Below are 17,896 nucleotides of genomic sequence, written 5' to 3'. Positions count from 1 at the left end.
AAGCGACATCTGGTAGCAAGGCTGACATGGTCAGCGCACAGCCGGGCAAAGCGGCACAAGAGATGGAGAAGTGGGCGGAGCAGTTGCGGCAGCGGTCCACCCGCTACACCGAACTGCACCGGCGGATGAGCGGTCTGTCGGAGACCGAGACCTCGGCCGACGGGACCGTGCGGGTGAGCGTGGACGGCAACGGCCTGCCCACCGAGCTGACGGTGACCGACCGCGGTCGCGGCGCCGACCCGGCGAAGCTGTCCGCCGCGCTGATGGCGTGCCTGGCCGCGGCGCAGGCGAAGCTGCGCGCCCGGGTCGAGGAGGTGACCAGGGAGACCGTCGGCGAGGACGGGCCGGGGGAGGCGATCCTGGCGCAGTACCGGGAGCGGTTCCCGGACCCGCCGGAGAACGAGTTCGCCAAGCGACCGCGCCGGGACAACACCCTGGCCGAGCAGGAGTGGGACGACTGATGGACGGCTTCACCGTGACGATCGGCGAGGTGCTCGCGCACGCCGCCACCGCCGAGGCCCAGGCGGCCAGGGCCGACGTGGCCGCCGAGGCGGGCGCGCACCTGAGCAGCCTCGACGACGCCTACGGGCTGTTCTGCCAGCCGTTCGGGCAGATGCTCGTGGAGCCGCAGCAGCGCGGCACCGACGCGATCACCAAGGCCGCCGCCGCCCTGCACGGGCTCACCGAGTCGCTGGAGCAGGCCGCCGCCGAGTACCAGGCGGTGGACGAGAAGGTCACCGCCGTGCTGGACGCGCTGGTCGCCCAGCTCGACGCCGCCGCGGGCATGATCCCGAGCGTGGGGGGCAACTGATGGTCGACGTCGACAACAGGTCCGACAACCCGCTGATCGACCAGCGGTCGGACCTGCGCGAGAACTACCTGCAGGACTGGAACCCCGTGGAGAACGTCGGCCTGCCCAGCGCCGACGGCGGGCCGGGGTTCATGGCGGGCATCACCGCCTTCGAGGCCGGGTGGGCCATCGCCGAGGGCATCGACAAGGGCGACTGGAAGCTGGCGCTGAGCGGTCTCGCCGCGGGCGCCCTGGACGTGGCCGGTGCCGCGCTCGACCCGATCGCCTACGTGGCGGGGCAACTGTTCTCCTGGATGTTGGAGCACATCGAGCCCGCGCGGGCCGCGCTGCACGCACTGTCGGGCAACCCGGACATGGTCAAGGGGTACGCCCAGTCCTGGACGAACGTCGAGCAGCAGATGCTGTCCGTGGCCCAGGACTACCGGGACGCGGCGGCGGGCGAGGCGCCCGGCTGGACGGGGCAGGCCGCCTCCGCGTACCGCGACAAGGCCGCCGAGACGGCCGGGGTGTGCGGCGGGGTGGCGGGCGCGGCGCACGGGATCGCGACGCTGACCCAGGGCATGGCCGAGGTGGTCAACGGGGTGCGCACGGCGGTCCGCGACGTGCTGTCGGCGATCGCCGGGTCGCTGGTGAGCTGGGCGATCGAGATCGCCGCCTCGCTGGGCACGGCCACGCCGCTGGTGGTGGCGCAGGCCACCTCGAAGATCGCCCAGGTGGTGTCGACGGTGGCCAGGACCATCGCCAAGCTGGACACGGTGCTCGGCGCCGCGATCACCGCCCTGGTCGCCCTGCGCGACCTCCTCGACGGGTTGCTGCGTCAGCTCAACGCCCTCGAGCAGGGGCGTTGACCGAACTACTACCCTGCCGGTCGTGGACGGCGACCTTCCTTACGAACGTGTGATCCCGGCGGACAGGTGGCTGGGCTCCCTGCTGGCGGGGGCCGTGGGCGACGCGCTGGGCGGGCCGGTGGAGTTCCTGCACATCGACACGATCCGCGAGCGGTTCGGCCCGCGCGGGGCCACCGGCTACGCCGACGCCTACGGCGGGCCGGGGAGGATCACCGACGACACCCAGATGACGCTGTTCACCCTGGAGGCCATGGTCCGCGGCCACGTGGGGCGGCGGCTGGGGTACTTCGAGCAGCAGCCCGCGTCCGTGGTGCAGCACGCCTACCAGCGCTGGTACCACACGCAGGGCGTCCCGTGGCACAGGGCGGGCGGGTCGTACGCGATGGAGGCGGAGCCGGACGGCTGGTTGGTCCGCGAGCCGGGCCTGTTCCACCGCCGCGCCCCCGGGTCGACGGTGCTGACCGCGTTGAAGGGCTTCGCCGACGGCCGGGACCGGGGGACGCTGTCCGAGCGGCTCAACGACTCGAAGGGCTGCGGGGCGGTGATGCGGGCGGCGCCGTGCGCGCTGTGGTCGGAGGACCCGCTGGACGCGTTCGTGGTGGCCGCGCAGGCCGGGGCGCTGACCCACGGGCACCCCAGCGGCTACCTGACCGCGGGTGCGCTGGCGTTCCTGGTGCACCGGCTGCTCGACGGCGCGGACCTGCCCTCGGCGCTGGTCGAGGTGCGCACGGAGCTGGTGACCTGGGACGACTCGGCGGAGACGGTGGAGGCGCTGGACAAGGCGGTGAAGCTGGCCGAGGTCGGGCGGCCGACGCCGGAGGCGATCGCCGCGGAGCTGGGCGGCGGCTGGGTCGGGGAGGAGGCGTTGGCGATCGGCGTGTGCGCCGCGCTGACCGCCACCGACCTGGCCGACGGGCTGCTGCTGGCGGTCAACCACTCCGGGGACAGCGACTCCACCGGCGCCATCTGCGGCAACCTGCTCGGCGCCGTGCACGGGGTGGGGGCGATCCCCGAGCACTGGCTGGCGGACCTGGAGCTGCGCGAGGTGATCGAGCGGATCGGCCGCGACTCGCTGGTGGAGTTCAGCCAGACCAACTCGCTGGACGTGGCGGACTGGCAGCAGCGGTACCCGGCCTGGTGAGGTCGTTCCCGGTGGCGACTCCGGGAGGCACGCGGTGAGCCCGCCGTTCCCCGGTGGGGAACCGGAGCCGGGGGACGTGCGTCACAGCGGGGGCCACGTCGGGGAGCTGCCCCTCGGCTGGCTCGACGAGCCCCGATCCCGAGGACGACGACAACCCGTGGGGCGGCGGTTCCACCCTGAGTTGACCCCCTGATCGAAGGAGCCCCCGGTGCCCGACGGCTACGGTGTCCTCGTCGACGAGTTGGGCGCGCACGCCGCGAAGCTCGCCGCCCTGCACGACAAGCTCGACCAAGCCCTCCAGGCGGCCGACCAGGTGAACCTGGGGTCGCAGGCCTACGGGCAGATCTGCCAGTTCTTCGTCCCGATCGTGCAGTCGGTGAGCACGCCCGCGGTCGAGTCGATCGGCGAGTCGGCGCAGACCATGGACGCGACCGCGCAGGGCGTGCGCGACACCGCGGGCTCGTACGCGAACACCGAGCAGGCCAACACCTCGCCGTTCGCCGGGGGTGCGCGGTGACGAACCCGCTGGTCGCGGAGCGGCAGGACTCCACGCAGTCCTACACCGGGATCGGCGTGGTGGAGTCCGCCGTCGACGTCTACAACGGCGTCAACAACGGGTCCTGGGTCGAGGGCGGGCTCGGGGTGGTGGGCGGCGGGCTGGAGATCCTGTCGCTGGCGCTGGACCCGGTGGGCACGCTCGGGCAGTACGCGGTGTCCTGGCTGATCGAGCACATCAAGCCGCTGCGCGACGCGCTGAACTGGCTCGCAGGCGACGCGGACCAGATCGCGGCGTACGCGGCGACCTGGAAGAACGTGTCGGAGGCGGTCGCCGCGGTCGCCGCGGAGTTCAAGACCGAGGTGGACAACGGCACCGCGGGCTGGGCCGGGCCCGCCGCGGACGCCTACCGGCGCAACACCGCCGGGCAGAACGAGCACATCACCGCCGCCGCGTCCGGCGCGGGCACCATCGGCACCGTCGTCGAGGTCGTCGGGGTGCTGGTGGGCACGGTCCGCGGGATCGTGCGCGACCTGGTGGCCGAGTGCGTCTCCACGCTGCTGGTGCGCATCCCGCAGTGGCTGGCCGAGGCGGGCCTGACGCTGGGCCTGGCCACCCCGCACGTCGTGGCGTCGGCGGCGGCGCTGATCGCCAAGTGGGTCGGCCGGATCACCGACGTGATCACCAAGCTGACCCGGTCGGTGGAGAAGCTGCGGCCGATCATGGCCAAGCTGGGCGAGATCTGGGAGGCCATCAAGTCCGGCCTGCGCGGCCTGCGGACCAGCCCGACCGGCGCGGGCACCCCCGACGCGCCCAGCCCGGTGCGCTCCACCCCGCCGCCCGTGGACGCCCCCACCAGCGGCACCCCGGCGGCACCCACCGCCCCGGGCGCGCCGACCACCACGCCGAGCGGCGTCGACGCGCCCCCCGGGTCGACCGGCGCGCCGACCACGCCCACCAGCGCCCCCACCACCACGCCCAGCGGCGTCGACGCGCCCACCGGTTCCCCGGGCAGCACGACCACGCCGAGCAGCGCGCCCACCAGCACACCGACTCCCACCCGCGTCGACCCGCCCGCGGGCTCGACCACCACCCCGAGCAGCGCCCCACCCACCAGCACGCCGACATCGACGCGCGTCGACCCGCCCGCGGGCTCGACCACGACACCGAGCAGCGCGCCGCCCACCACCCCGGTGGACCCGTCGACCCCGACGCACCCGGTGAACACCCGCGACTACGACGCGTCGGGCAGGACCATCCCGACCAACCAGTTGCAGCACCCGAACGCCAACCTGCTCGACGACGACCTGATCGCCCAGGCGCGGGCGAACCCGAATCGAGACGCCATCATCAACACCAACGGCGTGCCCGCCGACCACCCCGCCGTCCGCGACCTCATGCCACCGGACTACGACCCGCACGCCGGGCTCGGCGAAGCGGGCTGGAACCAGGAGTACTGGCCCAGCGGTGACACCGGCCGCTACGGCAACCGGCTGCTGGAGTGGCCGGACGGCGACGCGCACCCGCAGGGCTTCGACTCCCCGGAGGCGCGCACCCCCGGGGTGCTGCAACCCGGCCAGACGATCGACCGCTTCGGCTCCGCCCGCGGTGACTTCGTCTCGCCCGCGGACACGCCCTACCCGCAGCGCGGCCTGCCGCCGGACAACCTGAACAACGGCTACCACCAGTACGAGGTGGTCCGGCCGCTGCCGGTGTGGGAGGGTCCGATCGCCCCGGCCATGGGGCAGCCCGGTGGCGGCACCCAGTACGTCCTGCCGCACTCCGTGGTCGACCTGATCAACGCCGGCTACCTCAGGGAGATCCCGCTGTGAACCTGCAAGGCCTCGGCACCGCCCTCGACGACATCGGCATCGAGCCCCTGGTGGTGGCCCTGGGCTCCCGCGACGAGCAGTGCTGGTGCATCCACGGCACCCCCGAGGGCCCGTGGCAGGTGTACTGGATGGAGCGCGGCCAGAAGAACCACCTGGTCGAGCTGCCGGACGAGAGCGCGGCGTGCGAGCTGCTGCTCGGCAGGCTGACCTACAGCCAGCTCGTCGCGGGCAAGCTCACCCGCCGCTGACGCACCGGTGGGCGGGGCCGACCCCGCCCACCGGGCGTGTCAGGAGCGGGTCTGGGCGTCGAGGACGTGCGCCACGGCCTCGGTGACCCGCTGCGCTTGTTTCACGTGAAGCCATTCGTCGGGCACGTGGGCGTTGGAGTCCGCGCCGAGCGCGCCGGTGATCACGAACTGCGCGTCCGGGTACTTCTCCGCGAGCAGGCCCATGAACGGGATCGACCCGCCCAGCCCGACCGTGCGCCACGGGGCGCCGAACACCTCGTCGGACGCCGCGTCCAGGGCCGCGCGCAGCCACGGCGCGAGCGCGGGCGCGTTCCAGCCGTCGGCGACCTCGGTGCGCGACAGCTCGACCTTCGCGCCGTAGGGGACGTCGCTGGTCAGCGCCTCCGCGACGGCCGCGAGCGCCGCCTCGCCGTCGGCCGTCGGCGGCAGCCGGAAGCTCAGCGTCAGCGTGGTGAACGGGCGCAGCACGTTGCCCGCGTCGACCGGTTCCGGGAAGCCCGCGGCGCCGATGACCGACAGCGTCGGGCGCCAGCTGTTGTTCAGGACCAGCTCGACCTCGTCGTCGGACACCGGGCGGGCACCCGCGGTGAGCGGGAACGCGCCCGTGATCGCGCCCGGCGCCGCCGCGACGGCGGCCGCCGCCTCGGCGGCGCGGTCGTCGGGGATGTCGACGTGCATGTCCTTGATCCGGATCTCACCGGTCTCGGAGTCCTCGACGCGGTCCAGCAGCGCCCGCACGATCCGGAACGAGCTGGGCACGACCCCGCTGGCCAGGCCGGAGTGCGAACCGGCGTCGAGCACCCGCACGGTCAGGTCGACCGAGACCAGGCCGCGCAGCGACGTGGTGAGCCAGAGCCGCTCGTAGTCGTTGCCGCCGGAGTCCAGGCAGATGACCAGCGACACCCGGCCCAGGCGCTCGGCCAGGTGCTCCAGGTAGGCGGGCAGGTCCGGGCTGCCGGACTCCTCGCCGGTCTCCAGCAGGATGACGCAGCGCCCGTGCGCCCCGCCCGCGGCGCGCACGGCCTCGATCGCGGCGGTGGCGGCGTAGCCCGCGTAGCCGTCGTCGGCCGAGCCGCGGCCGTAGAGCCTGCCGTCGCGCAGGACTGGCGTCCACGGGCCGAGGCCATCGCCCCAGCCGCCGACCGGTGGCTGCTTGTCCAGGTGGCCGTAGAGCAGGGTGGTGCCGGTGTCCGGGGCGCCCTCGGTGGCCGGGACGTCCACGACCAGCAGCGGTGAGCGGTCCGGCAGCCGCACCACCTCCACCCGGGCGCCGGGCACGGCGCGGCCGGTGATCCACCCGCGCAGGTGCTCGACGGCGGCGTCGAGGTGACCGGTCTGCGCCCAGTTCCGGTCGAAGTTCGGGGAGAGAGCCGGGATGGCGACGAATTCCCGCAGGCTGGGCAGGATCTCCGCCTCCCACAGGCGCGTCACGGTCTCGTGTGCTGCTGTCTTGTCCACCCCCCGATCCTGCCACCCGGCGCGGGCGACCCGCCGTGACCGGATCGCGACGTCGTGGGACAAGGTGAGGTAGCTCACCCGCGTTCACGGCCGGGTTCGCCGCCGCTCGGCGCCGGTCGCGCTGAGCTGCTCCGATCGGCGGCTGCTCTGACCCCCGAACATCGGGAGTCCAAGCGTTATCCCAGCTCAGACCCACCCTGTGGACAACTTCCGACGTTCGGCGCCTCGTTCCGCCATGCTGTGCCGTGTCAGGATGTGGGAGGAAACCGTCTGCGCTGACGGTGGCCAACGCCACTACCCGTGGCGTGCCCACGCAGCGCGGCCGCCCGCCCGCCACGAGCGGCCGGACGGCTCGAACCACGAGGAGATCGCACATGTCGTCCCCAGAACAGTGGACGCACCCCGAGCCCCGGGGTGGCCCGGCGGCCACGGCCGCCGCGCCCACAGCAGAGCAGGTGATCGCGGGTTTGCGTGCCACCAGCGAGGGCGGTCCGGAGCTGGTGCAGCTCCTGACGCCCGAGGGTGAACGGGTGGAGAACGCCGAGTTCGACCGGTACGTCGCCGACGTCACCGCCGAGGACCTGCGCGGGCTCTACCGCGACATGGTGCTGGTGCGCCGGGTCGACCGCGAGGCGAACGCGCTGCAGCGCCAGGGCCAGCTCGGGATCTGGGTCCCGCTGCTGGGCCAGGAGGCGGCGCAGATCGGCGCGGGCCGGGCGATGCGGCCGACCGACATGGCCTTCCCCTCCTACCGCGAGCACGGCGTGGCCTGGTGCAAGGGCGTGCACCCGACGGAGCTGCTCGGCATCTTCCGCGGCACCGACCACGGCACCTGGGACTCGGTGGAGACCCGGTTCCACCCGTACACGATCGTCATCGGCAACCAGGTGCTCAACGCCGCCGGGTACGCCATGGGGCAGCGGTTCGACGGCAAGGTGGGCGACGCCGACGGCGAGGCCACCATGTGCTTCTTCGGCGACGGCGCCACCAGCCAGGGCGACGTGCACGAGGGCTTCGTGTGGGCGTCGGTGTACGACGCGCCGCTGGTGTTCTTCTGCCAGAACAACCAGTGGGCCATCTCCGAGCCGACCGAGCGCCAGACCCGGCTCCCGCTCTACCAGCGCGCCCGCGGCTACGGCTTCCCCGGCATCCGGGTCGACGGCAACGACGTGCTGGCCACCCTGGCGGTCTCCCGCTGGGCGCTCGACGTCTGCCGCCAGGGCAATGGGCCGGTGCTGATCGAGGCGTTCACCTACCGGATGGACGCGCACACCACCACCGACGACCCGACCCGCTACCGGCTCTCCGACGAGCTGGAGGCCTGGAAGCTCAAGGACCCGATCGAGCGGGTCCGGGTGAACCTGGTCCGGCACGAGCACGCCGAGCAGGACTTCTTCGACTCGGTGCAGGCCGAGGCCGACGAGCTGGCCGCGGAGCTGCGCGAGTTCTGCTTCTCCATGCCCGAACCGCCGGTGGGGCAGATGTTCGACCACGTCTACGCCGAGGCCAGCCCGCTGGTGGCGGCCCAGCGCGAGGAGTTCCTGGCCTACCAGGCCGGGTTCGCCGGAGGTGAGCACTGATGGCCGCACCCGTGATCGACCGGTCCGCGACCGCGTCGTCGGTCCGCTCGCTGACCCTGGGCAAGGCGCTCAACCTGGGCCTGCGCACCGCGATGGAGGCCGACCCCAAGGTCCTGGTGATGGGGGAGGACGTCGGCAAGCTCGGCGGCGTCTTCCGGATCACCGACGGCCTGCAGAAGGACTTCGGCGAGCACCGCGTGCTGGACACGCCGCTGGCCGAGTCCGGCATCATCGGCACCGCGGTCGGCCTGGCCGTGCGCGGGTTCCGCCCGGTGTGCGAGATCCAGTTCGACGGGTTCATCTTCCCCGGCTTCGACCAGATCGTGTCCCAGGTCGCCAAGCTGCACAACCGCACCCTGGGGCGGGTGAAGGTGCCCATGGTCATCCGGGTGCCGTTCGGCGGCGGGATCGGCGCGGTCGAGCACCACTCGGAGTCCCCGGAGTCGTACTTCGCGCACACCGCGGGCCTCAAGGTCGTCGCCTGCTCCAACGCCGTGGACGCCTACTGGATGATCCAGCAGGCCATCGCGTGCGACGACCCGGTGCTGTTCTTCGAACCCAAGCGGCTCTACCACTCCGGGTTCATGAAGGCCGACGTCGACACCGCGGCCACCCCGCAACCGCTGTTCGCCTCGAAGGTGCTGCGCCGCGGGAGCACCGCGACCGTGGTGGCCTACGGGCCGTCGGTGAAGGTGGCGCTGGACGCGGCCACCGCCGCCGAGGAGGACGGGCACTCGCTGGAGGTCATCGACCTGCGCGCGCTGTCCCCGCTCGACCTGGGGCCGGTGTTCGAGTCGGTGCGCCGCACCGGGCGGCTGGTCGTGGTCAGCGAGGCGCCGTCGGAGGCCTCGCTCAGCTCCGAGATCGCCGCCAGGGTGCAGCAGGAGTGCTTCCACTCGCTGGAGGCGCCGGTGCTGCGGGTGACCGGGTTCGACACCCCGTACCCGCCCGCGAAGCTGGAGGAGCACTTCCTGCCCGACCTGGACCGGGTGCTCGAGGCCGTCGACCGCTCGCTGGCGTGGTGACCCGTGCCTGAGTACAAGAGCTTCCCCCTGCCGGACACCGCGGAGGGGCTGACCGAGGCCGAAATCCTGTCCTGGCACGTCAAGCCGGGCGACGTGGTCGTGGTGAACCAGATCATCGTCGAGATCGAGACCGCCAAGGCCGCCGTCGAGCTGCCCTGCCCGTGGGCCGGGGTGGTCACCGAGCTGCACGTGCACCCGGGGCAGACGGTGGACGTCGGCACCCCGATCCTGACCGTCGACGTCGACCCCGGCGGCGCGGCGGCACCGGACGTGGGCTCGATCAACGGTTCGCTGAACGGCTCCGCCGTGGCGGCGCCCGCCGAGGAGGAGATGAAGCCGCTGGTCGGCTACGGCTCCAAGGCGGTCACCGCGAAGCGGCGGGCGCGCCGCGGCCCCGCGGTCCCGGCCGAGCCCGCCGCCGCGGCGGCGCAGGGTTCGGTGGCGGCCGCGTTCGAGCACGCGCCGGGGCCGCTGCCGGTGGGCGAGGAACCCGCGTCCGCGAACACGGCCACCGCCGCTTCGGCCGTCTCCGCCGCCGCTGTGCCCAACGCCCTGCCCGCCGCGCCGGACGACCAGCCGGGCGGCTACGTGCCGCTGGCGAAGCCGCCGGTGCGCAAGCTGGCCAAGGAGCTGGGCGTCGACCTGCGGTCGCTGGCCGGGTCCGGCGACCGCGGGGTGATCACCCGCTCCGACGTCGAGCAGGCCGCGGCCGGACCGGTGGCCGAGGCTCCGACGGAGGTCCCGGCCGCTCGGGCGGTGGCGTCCTCCGGCGGTGAGCGGCGGGTGCCGATCAAGGGCGTCCGCAAGGTCACCGCGGCGGCGATGGTCAGCAGCGCGTTCACCGCACCGCACGTCACGGAGTTCCTGACCGTGGACGTGACGCCGATGATGGAGCTGCGGGCGCGGTTGAGGGCGCACCGGGACTTCCGCGACGTCAAGCTGACGCCGCTGGCATTCTGCGCCAAGGCCGTGGCGATGGCGGTCAAGCGCACGCCGGAGGTCAACTCGGCGTGGGACGAGGCCGCGCAGGAGATCGTCTACAAGGACTACGTGCACCTCGGGATCGCCGCGGCGACCCCGCGCGGGCTGATCGTGCCGAAGGTCCGCGACGCGGAGCGGTTGTCGCTGCGCGAGCTGGCCGAGGCCCTGGACGCGCTCACGGTCACCGCCCGCGACGGCAAGACGCCGCCCGCGGACATGGTCAACGGGACGATCACGATCACCAACGTCGGCGTGTTCGGTGTGGACACCGGGACGCCGATCATCAACCCGGGTGAGTCGGCGATCCTGGCCTTCGGTGCCATCCGGGACACGCCGTGGGTGGTCGACGGGGAGGTCGTGGTGCGCAAGGTGTGCCAGTTGGCGCTGAGCTTCGACCACCGGTTGGTGGACGGGCAGCAGGGGTCGGAGTTCCTGTCCGACGTCGGCGCGCTGCTGGCCGATCCCGCGGTGGCGATGACGTACTGACCCGCGCGTGGTGGGGGCCCGGGTGGGCTCCCACCACGCCGGTCAGACCTGCGGCAGGTCGAAGTAGTTGGTCAGGGTGGCGGCGAAGGCGATGTCGCCGCGGACCTTGACCTTGCCGGAGATGAAGAGCTTGGGGAGGGTGGCTCCGCCGGTGACCGCGCGGAGGAAGTCCGGGGGGTCGGCGGTGATGGTGACCCGGGGGTCGGCCGTGGGGATGTCGGCGGTGGTGCAGGTGCCTCGGGCGATCACCGTTTCGAAGCGGTCGTAGCCGCCTTCGCCGGAGCCGCCGGTGAAGCGCCAGTGCACGACCGCGCGCAGGTCGGCGGCCTTGGTCAGGTCCAGGTGGGCCGACATCCGGCGGAAGACCTCGTCGAAGACGACGTGGCGCAGGCGGGGGTGGGCCATCAGGGCTTCGAGTTGGTCGGTGCTGGTGCGGGCGAAGAAGTGGGCGAAGGTCTCGGTGGACATGCCCGCCAGTTCGATGCCGGTGCCCGCGGTGCCGAGCATGTCCAGGGTGGCGATGAGCTGGACGAACTGGTCGGGGTCGAGCCTGGTGGGGTCGATGGTGGCGGCGAAGCCGTCGAGGTCCACCACGGCGGTGGGTTCGAGGCGGTGCCACTTCTCGCCGCGGCGCCTGCGGGAACCGGTCATACCGGCAGTGTGCGCCCTGGAGCGGCTCATGGGCGCGGCAGGTCGAACAGGCCGATCAGGTTCGCGGCGAACGCGAGGTCGCCGCGCACCTTGAGCTTGCCGGTCATGAACAGGACGGGGGCGGAGGCGTTGTTGCTGATGAGCTTGAGGAAGTCGACCGGGGTCAGGGTGACCGTGACGCGGGGTTTTTCCGCCATCTCGCGGCCGACCGCGCAGGTGCCGCCGCGGAAGACCGTCTCGTAGCGGTCGAAGCCGCCCTCGCCGGAGCCGCCGGTGAGCCGCCAGTGCACGACCGCGTGCAGGTCCTTGACCCGGTCCTGGCGCAGGTGGGCGCCCATGCGGCGGAAGATCTCGCCCAGTACGCGCTCGCGCAGCACCGGGTCGACCATGATCGCCTCGACCTGGTCGGTGGTGGCGTGGGCCATCAGGCGGGCGAACGTGGTCGGTCCCATCCGGGACAGGCCGATGTCCGCGCCCGCCTCGGCGAGCCGGTTGACCGCGGAGAGCACCGAAGTCAGGTCATTTGTGCCAAGTTTTCTCGGATCGATTGCGCGACCGATAGCATCCACGTCGATGTTCGACGCGGCGACATCAGCCACGTCGATGCGTTCGAGCATCGCCACGAGATCCCGCGGTTTCAGCGCGCCGATGGCCTCACCGGTGTGACTTGACTCGGGCATGGACACCTCCAGGACCTACTCACCAGTAGGCTACGGGTGGGTAGGTTTTCCGGCAAGTGGGGCACAGGAGGTTGGCGTGAGCGTCGACGAACAGCGTCGGCCTGCGCGCGTGAAGCGCCTGCCGCGCGAGGTCCGCGAGCGCCAGATCCTGGACGCGGCGGTGCGGGTGTTCTCCGAGCACGGGTACCACAACGCGTCCATGGACGAGATCTCCGAGGTGGCGGGCGTCTCCAAGCCCATGATCTACGCCTACCTCGGGCACAAGGAGGACCTGTTCGCCGCCTGCATCCGGCGCGAGGCCACCCTCCTGGTGGAGGCCATCGCCGGGGGCGTGCGGGCGGAGGCGCCCCCGGACATGCAGCTCTGGCACGGCCTGCGCGCCTTCTTCCGCTTCGTCGGCGAGCAGCGCGAGAGCTGGCGCGTGCTGCACCGCCAGGCCACCTCCCAGGGCGGTCCGTTCAGCGAGGAGCTGATGGGGATGCGCGGCCGGGCGATCAACCTGGTCGACGCGCTGCTCGTCCGCTCCGCCACCAGCCACGGCGTGCCGACGAAGTCCACCGAGGCGATGGCGGTCGCCCTGGTCGGCGCGGGGGAGTCCCTGGCCGACTGGTGGCTGGACCACCCGGACGTGCCGGAGAAGACCGTCGCCTCCTGGCTGATGAACCTGGTCTGGATGGGCCTCGGCGACCTCGTCGACGGCACGTCCTGGGTGCCCACCCCCGAGTGACCGCTACCGGCGCGCGTACAGGTCGCGGAGCAGGGCGATCTCGGCGCCGTGGTGGATCGCCTCGCGGCTGATGTGCAGCACGAGGGTGGCCATCGGGGCCTCGGCGTGCGGCCCCTCGGCGGAACCGCACGGGCGGGCCAGGTCGTCGACGCCCAGACCGCGCACGCCCTCGACCCAGGCCGCGTAGGTCTCGTCGAGCTGGGCCAGCCCGCCCGCCGCGTCCCCGGCGTAGGCGTGGGTCGGGTAGTCGTACCGCGGACCGCCGAAGTGGTCGGCGGTGCGCGCGCCGAAGACGCCGACGACCAGGTGGGCCATGCGCCAGGCGATGGTGGTGACCGGCGCCGGGTCGGGCTGGGGGTACTCGAAGTCGACGGTGAACCCGCCGGTGCCCGGTCCGCCCCCGGCGCCCCTGGGGCGGATGTTCCACGAACCGGGCGCGGGCTCCCACAGGTACTCGTCGTCGGTGAGGCCGTCGAGGCGCGGGCGCAACTGCGTGGTCCAGTGCAGGTCGAGCTGCTCGACGAGTTCGCCGGTCCAGTTGATGTCCATACCGGCAGCCTAGGAACCGTTGCGGACACCTTCGGTCCGCGAGTCGCGGATGATGCAGGTGATGACGTCGTACGGGCGGGTCTCGTGGGCACCCACCCGGCAGGGCAGGCAGTACTCGTCCCCCGGGCCCGCGACCAGGTAGAAGTCGGCGTCGCGGGTGCCCGACCAGCTCGGGGACCGGCGGGTGGCCCGGACGGTGGGGGAGATGCGGTCGAGGAGCTGGGCGAGGGCCACCGCGGGGTCGGGGTCGGCGCCCGCGCGCTCCTGGAACCGCTCGACCGCGTGCGGCAGGAAGTGCACCAGCGACAGCAGGGCGTTGCCGCGCAGGGTCAGCGGGTCCTCGCGGGAGCGGGACCGGGGGAACGGGACGCAGTTCGTCGCGGCCCAGTGCTCGGGGGCGCGCCGGTACGGCGCCAGCGGGAGCACGAAGGAGCCGGGGACCAGCAGGAAGTACCCGGACGGGCTGCGCCTGCCGCGCACCGGGCCGGGGAGGGTGTCGGTGACCTCGCCCCGGTCGGCGATGGCGTCGGTGAGCCAGTCGCGGGCGCGTTCCCGGTCGCCGAAGCCGAAGGCGTCGGCGCAGGCGTCCGCGCAGCGGTCGGTGACCACGATCGGCCAGTCGAGCGGGTCGGTCATGAGTCAATCCTGGACCGGTGTGGTCCCGCCGCGTCGGACGGGACCACACCGGCACGGGTCACAGCGCGGTGATCAGGCCCTCGATGTGCGGCTTGGGCTTGCGCGCGTCGAACAGGTCGAACTTCCAGTCCGCGCCGACCTGCTCGGCGTGGAAGCCGAGCTTGCCCGGCAGCAGCACCGGGAGCTTGAACCGGACGTCGACGGTGTAGGCGTCGGGCAGCCTGCCCTCGAACGCGGCCAGGCAGCGGGCCTTGGTCCACATGCCGTGCGCGATCGCCCGCGGGAACCCGAACAGCTTGGCGGTGAGCCCGTACAGGTGGATCGGGTTGCGGTCGCCGGAGACGTCGCCGTAGCGCCTGCCGATGTCGCCGGGGACCTTCCAGACCGCTGACGGGGCGGGCAGCTCACCGCGCTGCCCGGGACCGGACTCCGACGACTTCGCCGAGTCGTCGGAGCCGCCGCCGCGGCAGAGGTAGGTGCTCGCCTCGTGCCAGAGCACCTCCTCGCCGACGACGACCTCGCTGATCATGTCGTACTGCCTGCCCTTGGGGTGCGGGCGCAGGTTCTCCACGTGCACCCGCAGGTCGAACTTCTCGTTGACCAGCAGCGGCCGGTGCTGGGTGATCACGTTGGCCACGTGCACCGAGCCGATCAGCGGGAACGGGAAGTCCGGGTCCGTCATCAGCTTCACCTGCATGGGGAAGGTGAGCATGTGCGGGTAGGTCACCGGCAGCTCGTTGCCCAGCCGGAACTCGCACACCCGGTTGTAGGCGGCGAGGTGGGCCGGGTCGACGGGCACGGACTGCCGCAGGTAGGTGCGGTCGGGCAGCTCCCGGCCGCCCTTCTTGCCGAAGCCCGCGACGACCGCCTTGGGGTACAGCACGCCCAGGTTGGGCGACTCCCGCAGGGCCTGGGTGGACATCAGGCCCCCAGCAGCGACTGGCCGCAGACCCGGACCACGTTGCCGTTGACCGCGCCGGAGGCCGGGTTGGCGTACCAGGAGACGGCCTCGGCGACGTCGACCGGCAGGCCGCCCTGCGACATCGAGTTCATCAGGCGACCGGCCTGCCGGATGAACAGCGGGACGGCCGCGGTCATCTGGGTCTCGATGAAGCCGGGGGCGACCGCGTTGATGGTGCCGCCGTACTCGGCCAGCTTGGGCGCGTAGGCGTTGACCATGCCGATGACGCCCGCCTTGCTGGCGCCGTAGTTGGTCTGGCCGGTGTTGCCCGCGATGCCCGCGATGGAGGACACGCCGATGATGCGGCCGTTGGGGCGCAGCACCTTCTCGGCGAGCAGGGCGTCGTTGACCCGGAGCTGGCTGCTCAGGTTCACGGCGATCACCGAGTCCCAGAGCCCTTCCTTCATGTTGGCCAGCTTCTTGTCGCGGGTGATGCCCGCGTTGTGCACGACGATGTCGACCCCGCCGTGCCTGCTCTTGAGGTGCTCGACCAGCTTGGCCGGGGCGTCGGCGGCGGTGATGTCGAGCTGGAGCGAGGAGCCGCCGACCCGGTTGGCGACCTTGGCCAGGTCGCCGCCCTGGGCTGGGATGTCCAGCACGACGACGTGCGCGCCGTCGCGGGCGAGCACGTCGGCCATGGCCGCGCCGATGCCGCGGGAGGCGCCGGTGACCAGCGCGACCTTGCCCGCGAGCGGGGCGTTCCAGTCCTCCGGCTCGACCCCGGCGCCGCCGTGCGTGCCGACCCGGATGACCTGGGCGTCGACGTAGGCGGACTTGGCCGAGAGCAGGAAGCGCAGCGTGGACTCCGCCTCGCCCTCCGCGCCGGGCTGCACGTAGACAAGCTGGGCGGTCGCGCCGCGGACGATCTCCTTGCCGAGCGACCGGACGAAGCCCTCGAGCGCGCGCTGGGCGATCAGCTCCAGCGGGTCTTCGATGTTCTCCGGGGGTGTGCCGAGCACCACGACCCGGCCGCAGGCCCCGAGCTGTCGGAGCACGGGGTGGAAGAAGTCGTACAGCGCGCGGAGCTGCTCGGGTGCCTTGATCCCGGTCGCGTCGAACACCAGGCCGCCGTAGGCGACCCCGCGCTCGCCCTGGGGGGCGGGTGCGGGGGTGGTCAACACGTCGATGCCCGCGGCCTTGGCGGTGGTGGCGAGCGCGTCGCCCAACCGCCCGCCGGGGGCACCGCCCACCAGCGCGGGGCCGTCCAGCGCTGGCGCGCCGGGCTTGTGGCGCCGCAGCGTCGGGGGGTTCGGCAGTCCGAGACGCTTCACGAGAAGCTTTCCGACGCCGGAGGTGGTGAACTGCTGATAGCGGTCAGTCATCTGTGTGCGCCTCCCTACTCGCTAGTAAACTTACTCAAGAGTAGGTTAGGATGCTACCTCAGATGCAAACCTGTGCTTTGGAGGACGGAATGGCCCCCAGTCGCGTGCGCCGAGTTGCGGTCCTTGGTGGGAACCGCATCCCCTTCGCGCGGTCCAACGGTAAGTACGCCAAGGCGTCGAACCAGGACATGTTCACCGCCGCGCTCGACGGTCTGGTCGCCCGCTTCGGCCTCCAGGGCGAGCGCCTCGGCGAGGTCGCCGCGGGTGCGGTGCTCAAGCACAGCCGCGACTTCAACCTCGCCCGCGAGTGCGTCCTGGGCAGCAGGCTCTCCCCGGAGACCCCCGCCTACGACGTGCAGCAGGCGTGCGGCACCGGCCTCCAAGCCATCGCCCAGGTCGCCAACAAGATCGCGCTCGGCCAGATCGACTCGGCCATCGCGGGCGGCGTCGACACCACCTCCGACGCGCCGCTGGCGGTCAACGAGGACCTGCGCCACATCCTGATCGCGCTGAACAACGCCAAGACCGTCCCGCAGCGGCTGGCCCTGCTGGCCAAGATCCGCCCCGGCCACATCGTCCCGGACATCCCGCGCAACGCCGAGCCGCGCACCGGCCTGGCGATGGGCGACCACGCGGCGCTCACCGCCAAGGAGTGGGGCATCACCCGCGAGGCGCAGGACGAGCTGGCCGCCTCCAGCCACCAGAAGCTGGCCGCCGCCTACGACCGCGGCTTCTTCAACGACCTGATCACCCCGTTCCAGGGCCTGAGCAGGGACCAGAACCTGCGGCCGGAGTCCACCGCGGAGAAGCTGGCGAAGCTCAAGCCCGCCTTCGGCGGCGCCGACGGCACCATGACCGCGGGCAACTCGACCCCGCTGACCGACGGCGCCTCCGCGGTGCTGCTGGCCACCGAGGAGTGGGCCAAGGAGCACCGGCTGCCGGTGCTGGCGTACCTGACCTTCACCGAGACCGCGGCCGTCGACTACGTGCACGGCGGCGAGGGCCTGCTGATGGCGCCCGCGTACGCGGTGCCGCGGATGCTGGCCCGCGCGGGCCTGTCCCTGCAGGACTTCGACTTCTACGAGATCCACGAGGCGTTCGCCTCGCAGGTGCTGGCCACCCTGGCGGCCTGGGAGAGCGTGGACTTCGCCAAGGAGAAGCTGGGCCTGGACGCCCCGCTCGGCTCGATCGACCGCTCGAAGCTCAACGTCAACGGCTCGTCCCTGGCGGCCGGTCACCCGTTCGCCGCGACCGGCGGCCGGATCGTGGCCACGCTGGCGAAGCTGCTCAACGAGAAGGGCTCGGGCCGCGGCCTGATCTCCATCTGCGCCGCCGGTGGCCAGGGCGTCACCGCGATCATGGAGAAGCCGGGAGCGGCGGCACCCGCCGCCAAGTAGTACCTCGGTAGCACCCTCTACGGCTCTCTAGCTCACCAGCTAGAGAGCCGTAGAGCTTTGTACGGCC

Annotated in this window: 19 protein-coding genes; 12 read left to right on the top strand and 7 right to left on the bottom strand. The window is 72.4% G+C overall.

Translation table 11 applies throughout. From position 1 onward, the window contains the following. Positions 1–26: 26 nt before the first annotated feature. From UO65_RS36430 to UO65_RS31335, 7 genes are all read left to right on the top strand, one after another. Positions 27–461 carry a YbaB/EbfC family nucleoid-associated protein gene (locus tag UO65_RS36430; RefSeq protein ID WP_110080624.1) on the top strand — a complete coding sequence of 145 codons (435 nt, stop codon included), beginning with the start codon at positions 27–29 and terminating at the stop codon, positions 459–461. Next, entirely contained in the window at positions 461–811 is a 351-nt protein-coding gene (locus UO65_RS36425; protein ID WP_052022058.1) for a type VII secretion target, read from the top strand. Before UO65_RS36430 ends, UO65_RS36425 begins: the two co-directional genes overlap by 1 nt. Then, a complete protein-coding gene (locus tag UO65_RS31360) occupies positions 811–1,659 on the top strand; it encodes a WXG100 family type VII secretion target (protein ID WP_035290039.1) in 849 nt (282 codons plus the stop codon). Before UO65_RS36425 ends, UO65_RS31360 begins: the two co-directional genes overlap by 1 nt. A 22-nt stretch (positions 1,660–1,681) precedes the next feature. Continuing rightward, positions 1,682–2,800, top strand: coding sequence for an ADP-ribosylglycohydrolase family protein (locus tag UO65_RS31355; RefSeq protein ID WP_233427912.1), 1,119 nt, complete (start codon positions 1,682–1,684; stop codon positions 2,798–2,800). 208 nt (positions 2,801–3,008) lie between these two features. Next, positions 3,009–3,317: a type VII secretion target gene (locus UO65_RS31350; protein ID WP_035290036.1), complete on the top strand. Its 309-nt coding sequence runs from the start codon at positions 3,009–3,011 to the stop codon at positions 3,315–3,317. Next, positions 3,314–5,128, top strand: coding sequence for a glycohydrolase toxin TNT-related protein (locus tag UO65_RS33885; protein WP_052022056.1), 1,815 nt, complete (start codon positions 3,314–3,316; stop codon positions 5,126–5,128). Before UO65_RS31350 ends, UO65_RS33885 begins: the two co-directional genes overlap by 4 nt. Beyond that, entirely contained in the window at positions 5,125–5,376 is a 252-nt protein-coding gene (locus tag UO65_RS31335) for a hypothetical protein (protein ID WP_035290030.1), read from the top strand. Before UO65_RS33885 ends, UO65_RS31335 begins: the two co-directional genes overlap by 4 nt. A gap of 39 nt (positions 5,377–5,415) precedes the next feature. Here UO65_RS31335 and UO65_RS31330 read toward each other — a convergent pair whose 3' ends face one another. Further along, positions 5,416–6,834: a M20/M25/M40 family metallo-hydrolase gene (locus UO65_RS31330; RefSeq protein WP_035290129.1), complete on the bottom strand. Its 1,419-nt coding sequence runs from the start codon at positions 6,832–6,834 to the stop codon at positions 5,416–5,418. A 374-nt stretch (positions 6,835–7,208) separates the two neighbouring features. On the opposite strand from UO65_RS31330, the gene pdhA reads away from it, so the two are divergent. Genes pdhA through UO65_RS31315 form a run of 3 tightly spaced genes read left to right on the top strand, consistent with a single transcriptional unit; the run spans position 7,209 to position 10,906 of the window. After that, positions 7,209–8,414, top strand: coding sequence for a pyruvate dehydrogenase (acetyl-transferring) E1 component subunit alpha (pdhA, locus tag UO65_RS31325; RefSeq protein ID WP_035290027.1), 1,206 nt, complete (start codon positions 7,209–7,211; stop codon positions 8,412–8,414). Continuing rightward, a complete protein-coding gene (locus UO65_RS31320) occupies positions 8,414–9,439 on the top strand; it encodes an alpha-ketoacid dehydrogenase subunit beta (RefSeq protein ID WP_035290024.1) in 1,026 nt (341 codons plus the stop codon). The genes pdhA and UO65_RS31320 overlap by 1 nt, the downstream gene beginning before the upstream one ends. Positions 9,440–9,442: 3 nt before the next feature. Continuing rightward, on the top strand, positions 9,443–10,906 hold the full coding sequence (locus UO65_RS31315; RefSeq protein WP_035290021.1) for a dihydrolipoamide acetyltransferase family protein: 1,464 nt from the start codon (positions 9,443–9,445) through the stop codon (positions 10,904–10,906). 42 nt (positions 10,907–10,948) lie between these two features. Here UO65_RS31315 and UO65_RS31310 read toward each other — a convergent pair whose 3' ends face one another. After that, positions 10,949–11,557 carry an SCP2 sterol-binding domain-containing protein gene (locus tag UO65_RS31310; RefSeq protein WP_084176421.1) on the bottom strand — a complete coding sequence of 203 codons (609 nt, stop codon included), beginning with the start codon at positions 11,555–11,557 and terminating at the stop codon, positions 10,949–10,951. Positions 11,558–11,583: 26 nt separating this feature from the next. Continuing rightward, entirely contained in the window at positions 11,584–12,237 is a 654-nt protein-coding gene (locus tag UO65_RS31305; RefSeq protein WP_052022055.1) for an SCP2 sterol-binding domain-containing protein, read from the bottom strand. A gap of 76 nt (positions 12,238–12,313) precedes the next feature. Between UO65_RS31305 and UO65_RS31300 the strand changes: the two genes are divergently transcribed. Then, complete coding sequence (locus UO65_RS31300; protein WP_035290017.1) at positions 12,314–12,964, top strand: TetR/AcrR family transcriptional regulator; 651 nt, start codon at positions 12,314–12,316, stop codon at positions 12,962–12,964. A gap of 3 nt (positions 12,965–12,967) precedes the next feature. Here the strand turns inward: UO65_RS31300 and UO65_RS31295 are convergent, their stop codons facing one another. Genes UO65_RS31295 through UO65_RS31280 form a run of 4 tightly spaced genes read right to left on the bottom strand, consistent with a single transcriptional unit; the run spans position 12,968 to position 16,432 of the window. Continuing rightward, positions 12,968–13,513 carry a DinB family protein gene (locus tag UO65_RS31295; protein WP_035290015.1) on the bottom strand — a complete coding sequence of 182 codons (546 nt, stop codon included), beginning with the start codon at positions 13,511–13,513 and terminating at the stop codon, positions 12,968–12,970. A gap of 9 nt (positions 13,514–13,522) precedes the next feature. Next, positions 13,523–14,149: a hypothetical protein gene (locus tag UO65_RS31290; RefSeq protein ID WP_035290012.1), complete on the bottom strand. Its 627-nt coding sequence runs from the start codon at positions 14,147–14,149 to the stop codon at positions 13,523–13,525. 58 nt (positions 14,150–14,207) lie between these two features. Continuing rightward, the gene (locus tag UO65_RS31285) at positions 14,208–15,071 is read right to left on the bottom strand and encodes a MaoC/PaaZ C-terminal domain-containing protein (protein ID WP_035290009.1); all 864 of its coding nucleotides are present in this window, start codon (positions 15,069–15,071) and stop codon (positions 14,208–14,210) included. Continuing rightward, the gene (locus UO65_RS31280) at positions 15,071–16,432 is read right to left on the bottom strand and encodes a 3-oxoacyl-ACP reductase (protein WP_035290006.1); all 1,362 of its coding nucleotides are present in this window, start codon (positions 16,430–16,432) and stop codon (positions 15,071–15,073) included. Before UO65_RS31280 ends, UO65_RS31285 begins: the two co-directional genes overlap by 1 nt. An 89-nt stretch (positions 16,433–16,521) precedes the next feature. On the opposite strand from UO65_RS31280, the gene UO65_RS31275 reads away from it, so the two are divergent. Continuing rightward, complete coding sequence (locus UO65_RS31275) at positions 16,522–17,829, top strand: acetyl-CoA C-acetyltransferase (protein WP_035290003.1); 1,308 nt, start codon at positions 16,522–16,524, stop codon at positions 17,827–17,829. Positions 17,830–17,896: the final 67 nt, after the last annotated feature.

It is taken from the genome of Actinokineospora spheciospongiae (genome assembly GCF_000564855.1).
In the GTDB taxonomy this organism is placed as follows: domain Bacteria; phylum Actinomycetota; class Actinomycetes; order Mycobacteriales; family Pseudonocardiaceae; genus Actinokineospora; species Actinokineospora spheciospongiae.
This window is presented reverse-complemented; position numbering and strand designations above follow the sequence as displayed.

Excerpts from the sequence above, each read along its gene's own strand:
- UO65_RS36430 (WP_110080624.1), top strand. The coding sequence starts at position 27 with ATGGTCAGCGCACAGCCGGGCAAAGCGGCACAAGAGATGGAGAAGTGG.
- UO65_RS36425 (WP_052022058.1), top strand. The coding sequence starts at position 461 with ATGGACGGCTTCACCGTGACGATCGGCGAGGTGCTCGCGCACGCCGCC.
- UO65_RS31360 (WP_035290039.1), top strand. The coding sequence starts at position 811 with ATGGTCGACGTCGACAACAGGTCCGACAACCCGCTGATCGACCAGCGG.
- pdhA (WP_035290027.1), top strand. The coding sequence starts at position 7,209 with ATGTCGTCCCCAGAACAGTGGACGCACCCCGAGCCCCGGGGTGGCCCG.
- UO65_RS31320 (WP_035290024.1), top strand. The coding sequence starts at position 8,414 with ATGGCCGCACCCGTGATCGACCGGTCCGCGACCGCGTCGTCGGTCCGC.
- UO65_RS31310 (WP_084176421.1), bottom strand. The coding sequence starts at position 11,557 with ATGACCGGTTCCCGCAGGCGCCGCGGCGAGAAGTGGCACCGCCTCGAA.
- UO65_RS31305 (WP_052022055.1), bottom strand. The coding sequence starts at position 12,237 with ATGCCCGAGTCAAGTCACACCGGTGAGGCCATCGGCGCGCTGAAACCG.
- UO65_RS31295 (WP_035290015.1), bottom strand. The coding sequence starts at position 13,513 with ATGGACATCAACTGGACCGGCGAACTCGTCGAGCAGCTCGACCTGCAC.
- UO65_RS31290 (WP_035290012.1), bottom strand. The coding sequence starts at position 14,149 with ATGACCGACCCGCTCGACTGGCCGATCGTGGTCACCGACCGCTGCGCG.
- UO65_RS31285 (WP_035290009.1), bottom strand. The coding sequence starts at position 15,071 with ATGTCCACCCAGGCCCTGCGGGAGTCGCCCAACCTGGGCGTGCTGTAC.
- UO65_RS31280 (WP_035290006.1), bottom strand. The coding sequence starts at position 16,432 with ATGACTGACCGCTATCAGCAGTTCACCACCTCCGGCGTCGGAAAGCTT.
- UO65_RS31275 (WP_035290003.1), top strand. The coding sequence starts at position 16,522 with ATGGCCCCCAGTCGCGTGCGCCGAGTTGCGGTCCTTGGTGGGAACCGC.